Annotated in this window: 16 protein-coding genes; 6 read left to right on the forward strand and 10 right to left on the reverse strand. The window is 67.8% G+C overall.

Going from position 1 to position 16,212, the window contains the following annotated elements:
• Window positions 1-105: 105 nt before the first annotated feature.
• Complete coding sequence (locus tag LGM56_RS19845) at window positions 106-1,455, reverse strand: cytochrome-c peroxidase (protein WP_226206539.1); 1,350 nt, start codon at window positions 1,453-1,455, stop codon at window positions 106-108.
• A 221-nt stretch (window positions 1,456-1,676) separates the two neighbouring features.
• On the opposite strand from LGM56_RS19845, the gene LGM56_RS19850 reads away from it, so the two are divergent.
• Window positions 1,677-3,263, forward strand: coding sequence for an acid phosphatase (locus tag LGM56_RS19850; protein WP_226206541.1), 1,587 nt, complete (start codon window positions 1,677-1,679; stop codon window positions 3,261-3,263).
• A gap of 113 nt (window positions 3,264-3,376) precedes the next feature.
• Here the strand turns inward: LGM56_RS19850 and LGM56_RS19855 are convergent, their stop codons facing one another.
• From LGM56_RS19855 to LGM56_RS19880, 6 genes are read right to left on the reverse strand one after another with little or no spacing between them, the layout of a single operon-like run.
• Window positions 3,377-4,921: an alginate export family protein gene (locus tag LGM56_RS19855; RefSeq protein WP_226206542.1), complete on the reverse strand. Its 1,545-nt coding sequence runs from the start codon at window positions 4,919-4,921 to the stop codon at window positions 3,377-3,379.
• Window positions 4,918-5,616 (reverse strand): YoaK family protein, encoded by a 699-nt coding sequence (locus LGM56_RS19860; RefSeq protein WP_089425142.1) that lies wholly within the window; start codon window positions 5,614-5,616, stop codon window positions 4,918-4,920. Before LGM56_RS19860 ends, LGM56_RS19855 begins: the two co-directional genes overlap by 4 nt.
• Window positions 5,613-6,527, reverse strand: coding sequence for a VOC family protein (locus tag LGM56_RS19865; RefSeq protein WP_226206544.1), 915 nt, complete (start codon window positions 6,525-6,527; stop codon window positions 5,613-5,615). Before LGM56_RS19865 ends, LGM56_RS19860 begins: the two co-directional genes overlap by 4 nt.
• Window positions 6,528-6,567: 40 nt before the next feature.
• Window positions 6,568-7,023, reverse strand: coding sequence for a DoxX family protein (locus LGM56_RS19870; protein ID WP_226206546.1), 456 nt, complete (start codon window positions 7,021-7,023; stop codon window positions 6,568-6,570).
• A gap of 1 nt (window position 7,024) precedes the next feature.
• On the reverse strand, window positions 7,025-8,917 hold the full coding sequence (locus tag LGM56_RS19875; protein WP_226206549.1) for an amidohydrolase: 1,893 nt from the start codon (window positions 8,915-8,917) through the stop codon (window positions 7,025-7,027).
• A 19-nt stretch (window positions 8,918-8,936) separates the two neighbouring features.
• Window positions 8,937-9,104 (reverse strand): DUF1427 family protein, encoded by a 168-nt coding sequence (locus tag LGM56_RS19880; protein WP_089456038.1) that lies wholly within the window; start codon window positions 9,102-9,104, stop codon window positions 8,937-8,939.
• Between the two features lie 98 nt (window positions 9,105-9,202).
• On the opposite strand from LGM56_RS19880, the gene LGM56_RS19885 reads away from it, so the two are divergent.
• Window positions 9,203-10,126, forward strand: a complete 924-nt coding sequence (locus LGM56_RS19885) for a LysR family transcriptional regulator (RefSeq protein WP_226206551.1) — start codon at window positions 9,203-9,205, stop codon at window positions 10,124-10,126.
• A 67-nt stretch (window positions 10,127-10,193) separates the two neighbouring features.
• Here LGM56_RS19885 and LGM56_RS19890 read toward each other — a convergent pair whose 3' ends face one another.
• Entirely contained in the window at window positions 10,194-10,880 is a 687-nt protein-coding gene (locus LGM56_RS19890; RefSeq protein WP_046545426.1) for a hydrolase, read from the reverse strand.
• A gap of 288 nt (window positions 10,881-11,168) precedes the next feature.
• On the opposite strand from LGM56_RS19890, the gene LGM56_RS19895 reads away from it, so the two are divergent.
• The 4 genes from LGM56_RS19895 to LGM56_RS19910 are packed head-to-tail and all read left to right on the forward strand — an operon-like array spanning window position 11,169 to window position 14,390.
• Window positions 11,169-11,429, forward strand: a complete 261-nt coding sequence (locus LGM56_RS19895) for a XapX domain-containing protein (RefSeq protein WP_226206552.1) — start codon at window positions 11,169-11,171, stop codon at window positions 11,427-11,429.
• A 25-nt stretch (window positions 11,430-11,454) separates the two neighbouring features.
• The gene (locus LGM56_RS19900; protein WP_226206554.1) at window positions 11,455-13,035 is read left to right on the forward strand and encodes a Na+/H+ antiporter; all 1,581 of its coding nucleotides are present in this window, start codon (window positions 11,455-11,457) and stop codon (window positions 13,033-13,035) included.
• Between the two features lie 46 nt (window positions 13,036-13,081).
• Complete coding sequence (locus LGM56_RS19905; RefSeq protein ID WP_226206556.1) at window positions 13,082-13,474, forward strand: OsmC family protein; 393 nt, start codon at window positions 13,082-13,084, stop codon at window positions 13,472-13,474.
• Window positions 13,475-13,505: 31 nt separating this feature from the next.
• Complete coding sequence (locus LGM56_RS19910; protein WP_226206558.1) at window positions 13,506-14,390, forward strand: pirin family protein; 885 nt, start codon at window positions 13,506-13,508, stop codon at window positions 14,388-14,390.
• A 77-nt stretch (window positions 14,391-14,467) separates the two neighbouring features.
• On the opposite strand, the gene LGM56_RS19915 is transcribed toward LGM56_RS19910, so the two are convergent.
• Together LGM56_RS19915 and bcsG are read right to left on the reverse strand one after the other, a co-directional pair.
• Entirely contained in the window at window positions 14,468-14,665 is a 198-nt protein-coding gene (locus LGM56_RS19915; protein WP_089456034.1) for a hypothetical protein, read from the reverse strand.
• The gene (bcsG, locus tag LGM56_RS19920; protein WP_226206560.1) at window positions 14,647-16,203 is read right to left on the reverse strand and encodes a cellulose biosynthesis protein BcsG; all 1,557 of its coding nucleotides are present in this window, start codon (window positions 16,201-16,203) and stop codon (window positions 14,647-14,649) included. Before bcsG ends, LGM56_RS19915 begins: the two co-directional genes overlap by 19 nt.
• Window positions 16,204-16,212 lie beyond the last annotated feature (9 nt).

Consider the following 16,212-nt stretch of genomic DNA (forward strand, 5'->3'; position numbering starts at 1 on the left):
TCGATCGAACGGCGCGGTGCATGCCGGCGAACCGGGGGCCGGCCATCCGGCACGCACCACGCCCGTCAGCGAGCGAGCATAGCATGCGTGCTGTAATGAATGCCTCTACGGCTTGGCCGGCGCGGCCGTTTGCTGATATCCGTCAGTCAGCGTGCCGAGGAACGCGATCACGTCCTTGATCTCGGCCGCGTTCAGCGCCGGCTGGTCGCCGCGCTTGCGGTCGAACGGCGGCTCGCGGTTGATGTTCGGCCAGTAGCGCTTCGGCAGATCGTCGTAGATCTGCACCTTGCCGTGCACGACCGGATAGAACTTCTCCGGGTGGATGTCGCGTTCGACGTAGAAGCGCATCACGTCCTCGAGCGAGTGATACACGCCGTTGTGGAAAAACGTCTTGCGCAGCGCGACGTTGCGCAGCGACGGCGTGCGGAACAGCCCGCAGAATTCGTCGCGGCCCTTCAGGTCGGTACGCTCGGGGCCGCAGGCGCCGAGATCGTGGAAACGCGGGTCGTGATTGACGGGCAGCGCACGGTTGCGCGGCACCGCGATCGCGATCAGCCCGAAATCGCTGAACTGCGGCGGGCCACCTTCGAGCGTGCGCTGGCTGATGTGGCAGCTCGCGCAGTTGCCCTTCTTCTCGTCGTTGAACAGCTGCAGCCCGCGCAACTCCGCGGGCGTGAGCTGCGCATGGCCGGCCAGGTACGCGTCGTACTTGCTCGTGTACGGATCGAACAGCGCCGGCTGCTGCTGGAACGCGTCGAGCGCGCGCAGCACCGCGTCGAAGGTCGCCTGGTCGTCGCCGAGCACCTGGTCGCCGAACGCCTTGCGGAACGCGTCCGCATAAGGTGCGGCGCGAACCGCCTTCGCGACCCTCGCCGGCGAGCTGCTCATCTCGAATGGCGACGTGAGCGGAATGCGCGCCTGCGCGTCGCGGGTATCGACACGACCGTCCCAGGTGAGCCCGCCAGTCGGACCCGCGTCGATGCTTTCGTCACCTTCGTCCGGCGAATCGTGGAAGTGCTCGCTGAACGGCGGAATGCCGCGCAGGTACTTCAACGACGGCACCGCGCGAAAGCCCGTGCGGTGCATGTCGTCGCCGCCGAGCTGCACCGACAGCGCGTTCGGCGGCCCGAACGCATGCTCGGCGCTATGGCACGACGCGCAGGCGAGCTTGCCGGAGCCCGACAGCGACGGATCGAAGAACAATTGCTTGCCGAGCGCCGTCATCTGCTTGACGCCCTCGAATACCTGCGCGCGCGTCTGCGGCTGGCTGGCCGGCGCCACCGCGGGCGCGGCCGGGGCTGCTTGCGCCGCCGGCACGACGGACGCGGCCGGCGTATTCGCGCCGGGCCGCGCATCGCAACCGGCGAGCGCCGCGAGCCCGGCGGCCAGCGCCAGCGCGGCCGCGGCAGGGGTCAACGATCGCGCGAACGCGCGGGGTTTCAGAAGGCTGGGCATCGTCGTTCTTCTTGTAGCGGTGGGCAATCGGCCGGAGCTTATGTCAGTTCCATGACCGTTGCATGACGTTCCACCGACAGTCAATTGAAAGCAGCCCTACACCCGCCTGTCAAATCGGTTCCAGATAATGCGCGCAACCGGTCGGTGCCTCGCAATGCCCGCGCCGGCCGTACCTCAACCCGGTTCCCACACGCGACAAACGACGAAAGAGAGAACATCGCATGAAGAAGCACGCCTGGATTCGCTATACGCCGATCGCCCTCGCGGCCGCGCTCAGCCTGACCGCCTGCGGCGGCGACGATGTCACGCAGCAAGGCCTGTCGGCCGTCAAGAACGTGGTCGTGATCTACGCGGAAAACCGCAGCTTCGACAACCTGTATGGCAACTTCCCCGGCGCGAACGGCCTGCAGAACGCCACGGCCGCGAACTCGGTGCAAAAGGATCGCGACGGCTCGACGATGGCGACGCTGCCGAAGATCTGGGGCGGCCTGACCGCGACCGGCATCACGCCGGCGGTGACCGAGGCGATGACGGCGAACCTGCCGAACACGCCGTTCGCGATCGACGATCCGAAAGGCTTCAACCAGTCGATGAGCATCGCGACGCGCGACATCGTGCACCGCTTCTACCAGGACCAGATGCAGATCAACGGCGGCAAGAACGACATGTATGCCGCGTGGACCGATGCGGGCGGCCTGACGATGGGCCACTACACCGCCGACCCGTCGAAGCTGCCGCTGTGGAAGGTCGCGCAGCAGTACGTGCTCGCCGACAACTTCTTCATGGGTGCGTTCGGCGGCTCGTTCCTGAACCACCAGTACCTGATCTGCGCGTGCGCGCCGTTCTATGCCAACGCGGACAAGAGCCCGGCGGCCGGCAAGATCGCAGTCCTGAACGCCGACGGCAAGTCGCTGAAGGTCGCCGCGAACTCGCCGGCCTCGGCGCTGAGCGGGCCGCCGAAGTTCGTCAACGACGGCGCGCTGACGCCTGACTTCTACGGCATCAACACGATGCAGCCGGCGTACCAGCCGAGCGGCAACAAGGCGGCCACGGGCGGCGATCCGCTGCTCGCCGACCCGGCCAATCCGTCGACGATGCCGCCGCAGACGGCGACCAACATCGGCGACCTGATGACCAACGCGGGCGTGTCGTGGGCGTGGTACAGCGGCGCGTGGGGCCAGGCGCTGCAGGCGAGCCAGAACGGCACGTCGAACGTGATCTACGGTGCCGATCTGTCGACGCCGAACTTCCAGCCGCACCACCAGCCGTTCAACTACTTCGCGAACCAGGCGCCGGGCACCGCGAGCCGCGCGCAGCACCTGCTCGACGGCGGCGCGAACGGCGCCGAGTTCATCAAGGCGATCGATGCGGGCACGCTGCCGCAGGTCACGTTCTACAAGCCGCAGGGCAACCTGAACGAGCACCCGGGCTACACCGACGTCACGTCCGGCGACCAGCACATCGCCGACGTGATCGCGCACCTGCAGGCAAGCCCGCAGTGGAAGAACATGGTCGTGGTCGTCACGTACGACGAAAACGGCGGCTTCTGGGATCATGCCGCGCCGCCGAATGCCGACCGCTGGGGCCCGGGCACCCGCATTCCGGCGCTGATCGTGTCGCCGTACGCGAAGAAGGGCTTCGTCGACCATACGCAATACGACACGGGCTCGATCCTGCGCTTCATCACGCGCCGCTTCTCGCTGCCGCGCCTCGCGGGCCTGCAACAGCGCGACGACGCGCTGAAGGCCAACGGCGCGCAGCCGATGGGCGACCTGACGAACGCGCTGCAACTGTCGCCGAACCTGTAACGGCATCGCCGTCACCGCGAACGGGCCGGCCACGCCGCCGCCCCGGACGAACGAAGGGCAGCCCCACGGGGCTGCCCTTTTTCACGTCGCGTGCGGGTGGCTGCGCGCCGCCGTCACCACCCATACTTCAGCTCGACGCCGACATAGTCGGCGTTGTGCCCGCCCGCCTGGCGGATCGCATCGCCAACCTGGAAATGCACGGCCTCGATCGCACCGATGAGGTTCGCGGCAATCGTCCAGTCCGCGCGCAGCTGCACGTACATCCCGGTCCACAACCCGCCCTTGCCCGCCGTGCCCGGCACCGGGATGTTCGGCTGCTGATAGACGGCGTCGCCGGTCGTCTCGCGCCACTGGAAGCCGAGCGCACCGAGCAGCGACAGGTTCGCCGACGGCTTCAGCGTCACGGACGGCTTCACGTGAATCAGGTTCGCATAGCTCGTATAGCCGGCCAGCGTGAAGTAATAGCCGTTCGGAAACAGCGGGTTGAAGGTGCTCACGCGGCCATCGTGCGGATGCCGGTCGCCCGACGCCGCGTCGACCTGCAGCGCGATGCGCGGCGACCACGGCGCGTCGAGCTTGTAGCCGGCGATCGACCCGACGGCCCACGCCCCGATCGTCGCGTTGCCGACCGTGCCGGTCTGCAGCATCGTTTCGAGGTCCCAGTCGAAGCGCCCCAGCGTGCCCGTGTAGCGCACGTCCCACACGTCGCGATGCTCGGGACCGCTCGCGTCGAGGAACCGCGCGTTGTTGCGGTTGTAGCGCGACCAATAGCCGGACAGGTCGCCCGGCCCGACCGACTGCCGCTCGACGCGCACGCCGCTGAACGTGAGATCGCGATTCGACACGTCGTCGAAATCGGACGCGTTGCGGTTCTGCACCGGCTGCGTCGCATAGCCGATGAAGCGCCACTTCTGGTACTCGTAGACGGCCCAGACCGCATCGAACGCCTGCCGTACGTTCGGGCCGTCGCGCGTGGCGATGAAACGCTGCAAGTCGAACGCCATCTCCTGCCGGCCGACGCGGAACTTGAACGTGCCGCCGCCGAGCGCGCCCGTGTAGGTCGCGAACGCCTGCTCGAGATCGAGCGGATTTTTGTCGACCGGCGACACCGTGTTCTTGCCGAACGCGCGGGCGTCCTGCAACTGCACGAAGAACTGCCAGTGCTGGCCGAGATGCGCATCGGCATGCACTTCGATGCGCTGGATCAGGTACGTATCCGATTGCGCTGAACCGATGCCGAACAGCGGCGCGTCATTGGTCTCGAGACGCTCGCGCAGGTTCACGCCGAGCGACAGATAGGAGGACGGATCGTTGCCGAGCGGAAGGTATTTCAAGCCGTCGAGGGGTACGCGCGGCACGCACGGATTCGCGAGCACCGACCAGTCTTCCTGCCAGCGGTTGAACAGCACCACGGGGCGCTTGGCCGTGCAGGTCGATGCGGCAGCGGCGGTTGGCGTTGCCGATGTCGTTGGCGTTGCCGTTGCCGATGACGCGGCCGGCGCCGGCTCCTGCGCCGGCGTGGAAGCCGGCGTCGATGCCGCCGCCGTTTGCGCGCATGCCGCGTCGGCGCCCGCGAACAGCAGCCCCACGACGATCGACACGCGCGCGGCACGCGCCGCGTGCCGGCCGTGATGTCCCCTCCCTCCCCGCTCGATCATGCGCGCTCCTGTGTGGTCGTACCCGCCGTTTGTGCCGCGCACAGGGCAAGCGTCGCGAGCGCGCCGACCGGTGCGAGCAGCGCGAAGAACCCGACGAAGCGGAACCCGAGCGCGCCGCATGCGGCACCGAGCGCGAACGCCACGATCGCCGGCAGCATCTTGCCGAAGCGCGCCCGCGCCGCCGCGCGCGCGGCCTCGGCCGTGCCGGCGGACAGCATGTCGACGACGTCGAGGATCGCCTGCGTCACGTTGCCGGTCATCACCGTGTTCGGCACGCCGCCGGCGCGCGCAATCACGCGCGGATGCGCGTTCTGCACGCCCATCGCGAACGTGCCGACGATGCCGGCCACGAGCGCCGGCAGGCTGTCGGGCTGCGTGACGGGCGTCGCCCATACGCCGGCCGCGCAGAAGCCGAGCAGCAGCACGGCCTGCACCGCATGCAGCGTGCGCGTGCCCTGCCAGGCGGGCCGCCCGGACATCGACCGCGCGATCAGGCTGCTCGCGATCACGCCGCAGACGAACGCGGGAAACACGCTGAGCTTCAGCACGACACCCTGGCCGAAGCCCGCGATGCCCGCGCCGATCAGCACGAAGTTGCCGGTCACGTGCGCGGTGAACAGCCCGAACAGCGCGACGAAGCTCAGCGTGTCGACGAAGCCGGCCACCGCGGCAAGGATCGTATCCTCGTGCTTCATCGCGCCGCGCTCGCGTGGATTTCGGCGACGTAGCCACCCGGGAACTGCACGAGCGCCGCGTCACGGCCGTCCGACGTGAACGGCGGCACGAGCACGGTCACGCCGGCTGCCTTGGCTTTCTCCAGCGTCGCGGCGAGATCGTGCACTTCGTAACCGGTCATCTCGCGGCCGAACGGGTAAGGCAGGTGGCCGTCGGTCACGAGCACGGTCATCTTGCCGAAGCCCGATTCGATGCGGATGCGGCGATACGTGTCGTTCGGCCGGCCGATCTCGATGCCCGACGCCTTGAGGGTGTCGGATACCACCTTGCCGTTCGAGAACTTCACGAAATCGTGCACCAGCTTGCGCACGCTTTCCGGCGACACGTACACGCGGTTCTCGGGCACCGTCTCCAGCGTGTCGTAGCGCGGCGCTTCGGTATGCCAATAGAGCTGCATGTTCAGGCCACCGGTCCAGCGGATGATCGCGTCGCGGCCGATCGGATCGGGGAACGTGTCGACGATCACGTCTGCACCGTGCGCGCGCGCCGTCTTCATCGCGACGTCCATGTCGGTGACGAGATAACCGGTGCGCTCCGCGCAGAACGGATACGGGATCGGCGTCTTGAAGCCGAACACCGAGATCGTGCCGACCGGCGTGAGCACGAGCTGCGACATCGTCTGGCTCGGCGTGGGCGTGACCTGGAACACGCCCTGCTTCGACTTCTTGCCGCCGAACGTCGCGACGAAGCTGTCGGTGAAGCGGTCGAAGTCTTCCGGCGCCACGCACACGTGTGTCGTGTCGTATTGCGGACCCACGGCCAGCACCGGCACCGGCGCGGGCGGCACCGGCGGTTTCGCGAACGTCGCCGGCGCCGCGACGCAGCCGGCCGCGATCGTCAGCGCGCACAGTGCGGATCGAATGGTCATCATGATCAGGTTTCCTTGTTGTGTCATCGAATAGTGCAATCGGTCACGCGCGGACATCGCCGTCCACGCGCTTCGCATCGGCGAGCACGGTCGCGAGCACGAGTGCGGCGATCAGCCCGAGATGCTCGAAAAAGCTGTTGAGCGCCATGAAATGCTCGGCGCCCGTACGGTTCCAGAAATCGTTGGCCACCCCCATCGCGACCAGCGTCAGCATACCGAGGCTGCCCGCGCCGAGCCACGTGAAGCGGCCCAGCACGATGCACAGCGAGCCGGCGATCTCGACTGCGATCGCGAGCGCCGCCCACAGCGCGGCCGGCTGCAGCCCGAAATGCGCCTGCTCGGCGACCGCGCCATGGAAGTCCAGCGCCTTCGCGATACCGCCGATCAGGTACGCGGACACCAGCGCCAGCCGCGCGAGCGGCAGGACCCACGGCTGCGCGAGCAGCGCGCGGACCCACGCCGGGTTGCCGGCGCCGACGTGTTGGGTCGGGGTCGCCATGTCAGACCGCCCAGCACGAACAGCCGAACGCGCCCCAGAAGCCCTTCGCGTCCGACGTCGGCAACGCGCGGCTCCACGCGTTCGCGTGTGCATGGCCGTGCAGGCCGCACGCGCTTGCGCAACCGCACATCGCCGCGGCCGCCGCGGCCCGCTGCAGCGGCGCGCCGTTGCGCTGCGTCGCGCCCCAGCCGCCGTAGCCGCCGTACTCGCGCACCGGCGACCAGTCGGGCATCGCGGGCGGAATCGGCGCATCGTGCGACGCGAACGGCCCCGCGCCCCACACGATCCGGCCGCCGACCACCGTCAGCAGTGCAGTCGTATCGACGATATCGTCCTCCGCGCACGTGAAGAAATCGCGATCCGGGACCATCAGGTCGGCGAGCTGGCCCACCGCGATGCGCCCTTTCTTGCCTTCCTCGTTCGAGAACCACGTCACATACTCGGTCCACATGCGCAGCGCGGTCTCGCGATCGAGCAGGTTGCGCTGCGGATACATCCGCATCCCGCCGACCGTCTTGCCCGTCACCAGCCACGCGAGCGACACCCACGGGTTGTACGACGCGACCCGCGTCGCGTCGGTGCCGGCCGACACCTTGAGCCCCTTCTCGAGCATCTTCGCGACCGGCGGCGTCGCCTCGGCCGCCTGCGCGCCGTAACGCTCGACGAAGTATTCGCCCTGGTACGCCATCCGGTGCTGCACCGCGATGCCGCCGCCGAGCGCGGCGATGCGGTCCATCGAGCGTTCCGAGATCGTTTCCGCGTGATCGAAGAACCAGTTCAGCCCGTCGAGCGGGATGTCCTCGTTGACCTTCTCGAACACGTCGAGCGCGCGGCTGATCGTTTCGTCGTAGGTCGCATGCATGCGCCACGGCCAGCGGTTCTGCGCAAGCACGCGCACGACGCCTTCGAGATCGTCCTCCATCTGCGCCGGCAAGTCGGGGCGCGCGACGCGGAAATCCTCGAAATCGGCCGCCGAAAACACCAGCATCTCGCCCGCGCCGTTGTGGCGGAAGTAGTCGGTGCCATCGTGGTACTTGACGCTCTTCGTCCAGTTCACGAAGTCTTCCTTCTCCGCGTTCGGCTTCTGCGTGAACAGGTTGTACGCGATCCGCACCGTCATCTCGCCCGCGTCGTGCAGCTTGCGGATCACCTCGTAGTCGTCGGGATAATTCTGCGATCCGCCGCCCGCGTCGATCACGCCCGTCACGCCAAGACGATTGAGTTCGCGCATGAAGTGGCGCGTCGAGTTGTACTGGTACTCGAACGGCAGCTTCGGGCCTTTTGCGAGCGTCGCGTAGAGGATCGTCGCGTTCGGGTTCGCGAGCAGCAGGCCGGTCGGGTTGCCCGCGGCGTCGCGCAGGATCGTGCCGCCCGGCGGCTCGGGCGTGTCCTTCGTGTAGCCCACCACGCGCAACGCGGCCGCGTTCAGCAGCGCGCGGTCGTACAGGTGCAGGATGAACACGGGCGTATCGGGCGCGACCGCATTGAGTTCGTCGATCGTCGGCAGGCGCTTCTCGGCGAACTGGTGTTCGGTGAAGCCGCCGACCACGCGCACCCATTGCGGCGCAGGCGTGATCGCGACCTGGTGCTTCAGCATCTCCATCGCGACCGCGAGCGAACGCACGCCATCCCAGCGCAGCTCGAGGTTGTAGTTCAGGCCGCCGCGAATCACGTGCGTATGGTTGTCGATCAGGCCAGGCAGCACGCTGCGGCAATCGAGATCGACGACCTTCGTCGCGCGGCCTGCGAGCGGCATCACGTCCGCTTCGGCGCCGACCGCGACGAAGCGGCCGTCCTTGATCGCCACGGCGGTGGCGACGGGGTTCGCACGATCGAGCGTCGTGATGCGCCCGTTGTGCAGGATCAGATCCGGTTGATTATCAGTTGAGCTCATTAATATGTCCTCGATGCGGTCAGAAGCCGAGCCAGTGACGGATGGAGCCGATGGCCTGCGAGCCGATCAGCATGCCGGCCAGACCGATCAGCGCAATGAGTGGCGGCGCTGGCGAACGCACCTTGATCACGCTGTATACGACGCCGACCAGTACGCCGGCCGACAGCGACCATAGATAAGATTCCATAACGATTTTTCTCCCTGACCGGATTAGAATGAGTCGCTTCGCGCCGGCCGCATGCTGCGCGCCGTATCCACTTCGCTTCCCTGCCACTCTTTCCGACCATGCAACACCTTCCTGATCTCGAAGCCTGGGCCATCTTTGCGCGCGTCGCGGAGACGGGCTCGTTCGCGAAAGCCGCCGACCTGCTCGGCGTCACGCAGCCGACGGTGTCGAAAGCCATCGCGCGCCTCGAAAGGCGCCTTGGCGCGATGCTGCTGTACCGCACGTCGCGCAAGCTGTCGCTCACGCCGACCGGCGAACTGCTGCGCGACCGCGCGATCCGGCTGCTCGCCGATGCGGAACTGATCGAGAGCGAAGCGTCCGCGCAGGCGCTCGAACCGCATGGCCTCGTGCGCGTGAATGCGCCGATGTCGTTCGGGGTGCGCCACCTGTCGCCGGTGCTGCCCGCGTTTCTCGAGCGCTATCCGCGCGTCGACATCGACCTCGTGCTCTCCGATCACATCGTCGACATCGTGTCCGGCGGCTTCGACGTCGCGATCCGCATCGCCGAGCTGAGCGATTCGTCGCTGCGCTCGCGCCGTCTGTGCGCGGTGCGCCGCCCGCTCGTCGCGTCGCCGGCGTATCTGGACCGTCATGGCCGGCCCATGCATCCGCGCGACATCGAGAAGCACGTGTGCCTCACCTACACCAACCTGCCGACACCCGAGCACTGGCGCTTTCGCCAACCGAACTCGGGCGACGACTTCGGCGTGAACGTGCACGGACGCATCCGCACCAACAACGCCGACGTGATCGTCCCCTCGCTCATCGCCGGTCATGGCCTTGCCCTTCAGCCGGAGTTCCTGGTGTGGGAAGCCATGCAGAGCGGCGAGCTCGAGGAAGTGATGGCGGACTGGAAGATCGCCGACATCAACGTCAACCTCGTCACGCCGCCCGGCATGCTGCGCGCCGCGCGCGTGACGGTGCTGCTCGACTTCCTGGCGGAACACTTCGCGCACGCGCCGTGGGCACTGCCGGCAGCCTGAGCGGGCGACGGCCGGCGACAGCAGATCGCCGCGGCCGACCGTTGCCACGATCGCGGCCGGTCGCCCGTTACTTCGCCGGTACGGCCGGGATCGACTCGTGCGGCGTCGCGGTACGCTGCGCGGCCTTGTGAACCATCGTGTATGCGTAGTCGACGCCCATCCCGTACGCGCCCGAGTGCTCCTTCACGACCGCCATCACCGCGTCGTACGTGTCGCGACGCGCCCAGTCGCGCTGCCACTCGAGAATGACCTGCTGCCAGGTCACGGGCACAGCGCCGGCCTGCACCATCCGCTGCATCGCGAAATCGTGCGCGGCCTGCGACGTGCCGCCCGATGCGTCGGCCACCATGTAGATCTCGTAACCGCCTTCGAGCATCGCGCACAGCGCGAACGTCGTATTGCAGACTTCGGTCCACAGACCCGACACGATCACCTTCTTGCGGCCGTTCGCGGCCAGTGCGTCGCGCACCTTCTGGTCGTCCCACGAGTTCATCGACGTGCGTTCGAGCGTCTTCTGGTTCGGGAAGACGTCGAGCAGTTCGGGATAGGTATGACCGGAGAACGCCTCGGTCTCGACCGTCGTGATCGTGGTCGGGATATTGAACGCCTTCGCAGCCTTCGCAAGACCGACGACGTTGTTCTTCAGCGTCTGGCGATCGATCGACTGCACACCGAACGCCATCTGCGGCTGCTGGTCGATGAAGATCAGCTGGCTGTTCTGCGGAGTAAGTACTTCAAGCTTCGGGTTGCTCATGGCGTGATCATCCTTGGAACGGAAAAGGGGAATCTTTCCTCGCCGCGAACGCGGGAGGATTCGAGTTGGGTACGACGCTTGATCTGCTTCGTCCGTCTCGATTCATTAAAACCGCAATCCTCTGACGCGAACACCCAAAAAATGGAATCACTCGGATTCCAGAATAGGTGGTCGCCCAAGGGCAATCCGCCCTTTTTTTCTTCACGTAAACCCGATACGCTTCGAGAGACCTCGACGATGCACTCGTCGCCATCCGTCGTTCGATCACGAGACCACGAGACGCCCATCATGAAAGCCTATGTCCTGTCGCTGCTCGCCGGCATCCTCGCCGGCGCCATCTACGGCACGATCGGCGTGAATTCGCCGGCGCCGCCGATCATCGCGCTCACCGGCCTGCTCGGCATGCTCGCCGGCGAACAGATCCTGCCGGTCGCGCGGCGCATGCTCGCGGGCCACCGGCTGAACACCGCATGGCGCGACGCGAAGTGCAGCCAGCACATGTTCGGCGCGCTGCCCGGCGGCGCCACGAACGACCGCAAGCCGTCGTGACGCAATCGTTCAGCACCGGCCACGCATGACCAACGTCGAACTGTTTCATTACCTGCTGCTGTTGATCTGCGGTGCCGGCGCGCTCACGTGGCTCGCCGAACGGATCTCGATTCCACCGGCCGTCGTGCTGCTGCTCGGCGGCTGTGTCGTCGCGGTCTTCGGCAAGCGCGTGCCCGACATGGACCCGGCGCTGCTGCTCGCGGCCGTGCTGCCGCCGCTGCTGATGTCGAGCGGGTTCTACACCGCGTGGAAGGAATTCCGGCAGGAGCTTGCGTCGATCGCGTCGCTCGCGCTCGGCGCGGTGGTGTTCACGACCGTCGCGGTCGCGTTCGCGGTGCATGCGGTGAACCCCGCGCTGCCATGGGCCGCGTGCTTCACGCTCGGCGCGATCGTGTCGCCGCCCGATGCGGTCGCCGCGAAGGCGGTCCTGCAGCGCCACCCGCTGCCCGCGCGGCTCGTCGCGGTGCTCGAAGGCGAAAGTCTCGTCAACGATGCGTCGGGCCTGCTGCTGTACCAGATGGCCGTGTCGGCCGCGCTCGCCGTGTCGATCACGGCCGCGAGCGCCACCGGCCTGTTCTTCTCGCTCACGCTGATCGGCATCGCGGTCGGCCTCGCGTGCGGCCATGCGATGAGCTGGGTGCTGCCGCGCCTGCGCGACCCGATGCTCGGCATCGTCGTGACCTTCGCGATGGCATGGGGCAGCTACGGGATCGCGGAAGCCGTCGACGGCTCGGGCGTACTGTCGGTCGTCACCTGCGGCCTCGTGCTCGGCGTGCGCCAGCATCGCGTGTTCGACGCCGACATGCGGATCAAGGCGAAAGCGACCTGGGAAGCGATCGTGTTCGTGCTCGACGCGCTCGTGTTCATCCTGATCGGCCTCGCGCTGCATGCGATCCTCGCGCGCGTGAACCACGAAGGCGCGGTGCTGATGGCCGGCCTGCGCGTCGCGTTGCCCGCCACCGCCGCCGCGATCGCCGCGCGCATCGTGTGGGTGTTCGTCGCGATGTGGCTGCCGGGCCGCCTGCGCGCGCCGCGCGCCGGCCACGCACCGTGGTCGTGGCGCGAAGCCGTCGTCCTCGGCTGGTCGGGCATGCGCGGCGTCGTGAGCCTCGCGGCCGCGATCGCGCTGCCCGCCAACTTCCCGGGCCGCGACCTGATCCTGTTCAGCACGTTCCTGCTGATCATCGCCACGCTCGTCGTGCAGGGCGGGACGCTTGCGCCGCTGATCCGCGTGCTGAAGCTGCGCCCGGCCGCGCGGCACACGATGTCCGAGCATGCGGTGCGCGCCCATGCGTTCGGCGCGGCGCTCGCCGAACTCGACGCGCTCGAACAGCGCGGCTCGACCCTCGAGCGGCCGTCGCTCGACCGCCTGCTCGCCGAATACCGGAACCGCGTCACCTTCAACGAACGCGCGCATCGCCACGGTGCCGAGCCGGCCAACGTGCGCTCGCGCATGCTGCGCGTCGAACTCGACCTCGTCGGCGTGTCGCGCCGCGCGCTGCTCGACCTGCATCGCGACGGCAAGGTCGACGACGCCGTGCTGCACCGGATCGAATCGGAACTCGATTTCGAGGAACTGCGGCTGCAGCGGCTGCTCGAACCGTGACGCCCGGCCCGGCCGCCGGCCTCCCCTTTTTTCACATGGAACTGCAATGAGCGAACTGTCCGTCGAAGCGAGCATCGGCTCGGTCGATTACCTCGTCCACTTCAGCGATGGCGTCCACCAGTGGCGCGCCGACGAACCGGCGTCGCTCGGCGGCGGCGATGCGGCGCCCGCGCCCGTCACGCTGCTGCTGTCGAGCCTCGGCGCGTGCACCGCGATCACGCTGAAAATGTACGCGCAGCGCAAGGGCTGGCCGCTCACCGAAGTGCACGTGAAGCTCGCGCACGAATCGGGCAGCGCGGGCAGCACGATCGTGCGCCGCATCACGCTCGAAGGCGACCTGTCCGGCGAACAGCGCGAACGGCTGCTGCAGATCGCGAACGCGTGCCCGGTGCACAAGATCCTCACGCATCCGATCGCCATCGACACGGCGATCGCCTGACGCGCCCCGCCTCGACTACCAGAGCCCCACCATGTCCGCCTCGATCAAGACCCTGCTCACGCCGCGCGAAAGCGACATCGGCAACCTCGTCGTGCGCCGCGTGCTGCCCGCGCGCGCCGCCCGCCTCGTCGGCCCGTTCATCTTCTTCGACGAGATGGGGCCGGCCGTGCTGCCGGCCGGCCGCGGCATCGACGTGCTGCCGCATCCGCACATCGGCCTCGCGACCGTCACCTACCTGTTCGACGGTTCGCTGATGCACCACGACAGCCTCGGCTTCCGGCAGAAAATCGTGCCGGGCGACGTGAACTGGATGACCGCCGGCCGCGGCATCGTGCATTCGGAGCGTTCGCCCGACGAAGACCGGCCGCGCGATCAGCCGGTCCACGGAATCCAGACCTGGGTCGCACTGCCGGTCGAGCATGAAGACACCGCGCCCGCGTTCGTCCATCATGCGGCCGACACGCTGCCGTCGTTCACGCGCGACGGTGCGAGCGTGCGCGTGATCGCGGGTACCGCGTTCGGGCTCACGTCGCCGGTCGCCGTGTTCTCGCCCACGCTCTATGCGTACGCGCAATTCACGGCAAACGGCACGCTGGCGCTCGATGCCGAACATGAGGAACGCGGCGTGTACCTCGTTGACGGCGACCTCTCGATCGACGGCACGCCGCTCGCCGCCGCGACGATGGCCGTGCTCGAACCGGGTGCGACCGTGACGCTCGCGAGCACGAACGGCGCCCGCGTGATGCTGCTCGGCGGTGCGCATCTGCCGGGCGAGCGGTTCATCGAATGGAATTTCGTGTCGAGCGCACGTGCGAAGATCGATGCAGCCCGTGCGGCGTGGGCCGACCAGACCTTCGGCAAGGTGCCGGGCGAAGAACACGAGTGGACGCGCCAGCCGGAACGCAAGGCGCAGTAAGATCACAACGCGCGGCAAGCGGGTTCGCCCGCAGGCAGGCCAAGCGACGGCCGGCACACATGCCGGCCGTCGTACGTTTACCGCTTCAACCCCATCAGCTTCGCGAGCGTCGGCCACCGGTCGAGCGACTCGATGAACGCGCGGCGCGCCTGCTCGTCGACGTAACGCTCGGGATCGAGCGCGGGCAGATGCCGCGCGAGGCCGAGCACGTCGTTCGGTTGCGACAGGCGCGCATCGTCGCTGTCGGCGGGGAGCATTACTGTTCGTCGATCCATACGCCATCCGGAGTTTTCACCGAGTAGCCCGCGGCCGTCTGCATCGTCACCGTGCCCTCGTTCTCGCCCACCATCCGCGTGCGCGGCAGGTCGGCCGCGTACTGTGCGAGCGTCGTGCCCGGCTTGAACGGGCTGTTCGACACGAGGTTCGACAGCAGTTGCGCGAGCGCGAGGAAGCTGGTCGGCTGGTCGATCACGGTCGTCGCGCCGTGGTTGCCGGTAAAGCCGACGAGCCGCACGCCGACCGGCCCGTGCACGATGCGCGGCGTCGGGATCTCGCGCAGGCCCGCGACCTGGTACTTGTCGCCGCGCAGCGCAGCGCCGTGCTCGGGCACGAACACGATCACCGCGCGGCGGCCCGATTGCGCGATCAGGTCGGCCAGGTGATCGAAGTCGTCCATCAGCTTCGTCACGCGCTGCGGATACGAGTCGATGCTCGTCAGCGCACTGCCGACGACGCGGTTGCCGTCGTGCAGGCTGATCGTGTTGTAGTACAGCGCGACCGGGCCCGGCACCGACGCGCGCTGCGCGTACCAGTTCGCGAGCGTCGCGTAGTCGCTCTTGATCTCCGAGCCGTCGAACGCGTGCATCGCGACCGGCGCGGCCGCGTTCGACACGGGCGGCGCGTCGGGCACGCCGATGTTGTCGTGGATCACCTGCAGGAAGTTGTCGAAGTGGCCGTCGTGGTTCAGCAGCGACTGCACCTTGTAGCCCGCGCTCGCCAGTTGCGAGAACAGGTAGCACTGCTGCGGCGCCGGCTTGTACAGATCGGCGTGAGCCTCCTGCCCGCAGCTCGCGCGCAGCACGCGGATCGCGGCCGGGCCGCTGTAGCTCGCGGCCGTGCTGAAGTTATTGAACAGGTAGTCGAAGTGACTCAGCATCGGGTGGTTGCGTACCTTCGCGGCATCGAGGTCGTCCCACGACAGCGAGCAGATGTGCAGCACGATCACGTCGAACTGCGCGGATGGATCGTTGCCGAGGTGGCCGAACGCGACCTGCCGCTGCGATTCCTGCGTGCGAAACGTCGCGAGCGCGGCGTTGTGATCCTCCGGCTGGCCGGCGAGCGTCGTGCCCGTGGCGCTCGCCTGCTGCGGAAGCGGTGCGACGACGCGCGCCATCAGCCCGCTGCCGGCCTGCCACAACGGCATCACGACCAGCACGGCCAGCACGAACGTCGCGACGCGCAGCCAGCGATTGACGATGAAGTAGACGATCAGCGCGCCGGCCACCGTCAGCAACAGCACCGGCGGCAGCAGGCGCGGCAGCAGCTCCATCCAGTACTCGAGGCGGAACGTGCTCACTTCGCGCGCGGCTTCGGCGAGCCGGGCGAGCGGCGGTGCATGCATCTCGCGTGCGAGCAGCGGCACCGCGATCGCGATCGCCACGACCTGCCGGACGATGCGCCACGCGCGCCGCCGGATCGGTGCGCTCGCCGCGAGCGCCACCGCGAACGCGAGGTTCGCGAGCCAGAACGGCTGCAGGTGCCCGGTCGCGAACAGCGCGAACTTCAGGATGAAATACAGATTCCAGAACGTCATCTAACCCAC

Origin of the sequence: Burkholderia sp. AU38729, from assembly GCF_020419725.1 — a bacterium.
Taxonomy (GTDB): domain Bacteria; phylum Pseudomonadota; class Gammaproteobacteria; order Burkholderiales; family Burkholderiaceae; genus Burkholderia.

Excerpts from the sequence above, each read along its gene's own strand:
- LGM56_RS19845 (WP_226206539.1), bottom strand. The coding sequence starts at position 1,455 with ATGCCCAGCCTTCTGAAACCCCGCGCGTTCGCGCGATCGTTGACCCCT.
- LGM56_RS19850 (WP_226206541.1), top strand. The coding sequence starts at position 1,677 with ATGAAGAAGCACGCCTGGATTCGCTATACGCCGATCGCCCTCGCGGCC.
- LGM56_RS19855 (WP_226206542.1), bottom strand. The coding sequence starts at position 4,921 with ATGATCGAGCGGGGAGGGAGGGGACATCACGGCCGGCACGCGGCGCGT.
- LGM56_RS19860 (WP_089425142.1), bottom strand. The coding sequence starts at position 5,616 with ATGAAGCACGAGGATACGATCCTTGCCGCGGTGGCCGGCTTCGTCGAC.
- LGM56_RS19865 (WP_226206544.1), bottom strand. The coding sequence starts at position 6,527 with ATGATGACCATTCGATCCGCACTGTGCGCGCTGACGATCGCGGCCGGC.
- LGM56_RS19870 (WP_226206546.1), bottom strand. The coding sequence starts at position 7,023 with ATGGCGACCCCGACCCAACACGTCGGCGCCGGCAACCCGGCGTGGGTC.
- LGM56_RS19875 (WP_226206549.1), bottom strand. The coding sequence starts at position 8,917 with ATGAGCTCAACTGATAATCAACCGGATCTGATCCTGCACAACGGGCGC.
- LGM56_RS19880 (WP_089456038.1), bottom strand. The coding sequence starts at position 9,104 with ATGGAATCTTATCTATGGTCGCTGTCGGCCGGCGTACTGGTCGGCGTC.
- LGM56_RS19885 (WP_226206551.1), top strand. The coding sequence starts at position 9,203 with ATGCAACACCTTCCTGATCTCGAAGCCTGGGCCATCTTTGCGCGCGTC.
- LGM56_RS19890 (WP_046545426.1), bottom strand. The coding sequence starts at position 10,880 with ATGAGCAACCCGAAGCTTGAAGTACTTACTCCGCAGAACAGCCAGCTG.
- LGM56_RS19895 (WP_226206552.1), top strand. The coding sequence starts at position 11,169 with ATGAAAGCCTATGTCCTGTCGCTGCTCGCCGGCATCCTCGCCGGCGCC.
- LGM56_RS19900 (WP_226206554.1), top strand. The coding sequence starts at position 11,455 with ATGACCAACGTCGAACTGTTTCATTACCTGCTGCTGTTGATCTGCGGT.
- LGM56_RS19905 (WP_226206556.1), top strand. The coding sequence starts at position 13,082 with ATGAGCGAACTGTCCGTCGAAGCGAGCATCGGCTCGGTCGATTACCTC.
- LGM56_RS19910 (WP_226206558.1), top strand. The coding sequence starts at position 13,506 with ATGTCCGCCTCGATCAAGACCCTGCTCACGCCGCGCGAAAGCGACATC.
- LGM56_RS19915 (WP_089456034.1), bottom strand. The coding sequence starts at position 14,665 with ATGGATCGACGAACAGTAATGCTCCCCGCCGACAGCGACGATGCGCGC.
- bcsG (WP_226206560.1), bottom strand. The coding sequence starts at position 16,203 with ATGACGTTCTGGAATCTGTATTTCATCCTGAAGTTCGCGCTGTTCGCG.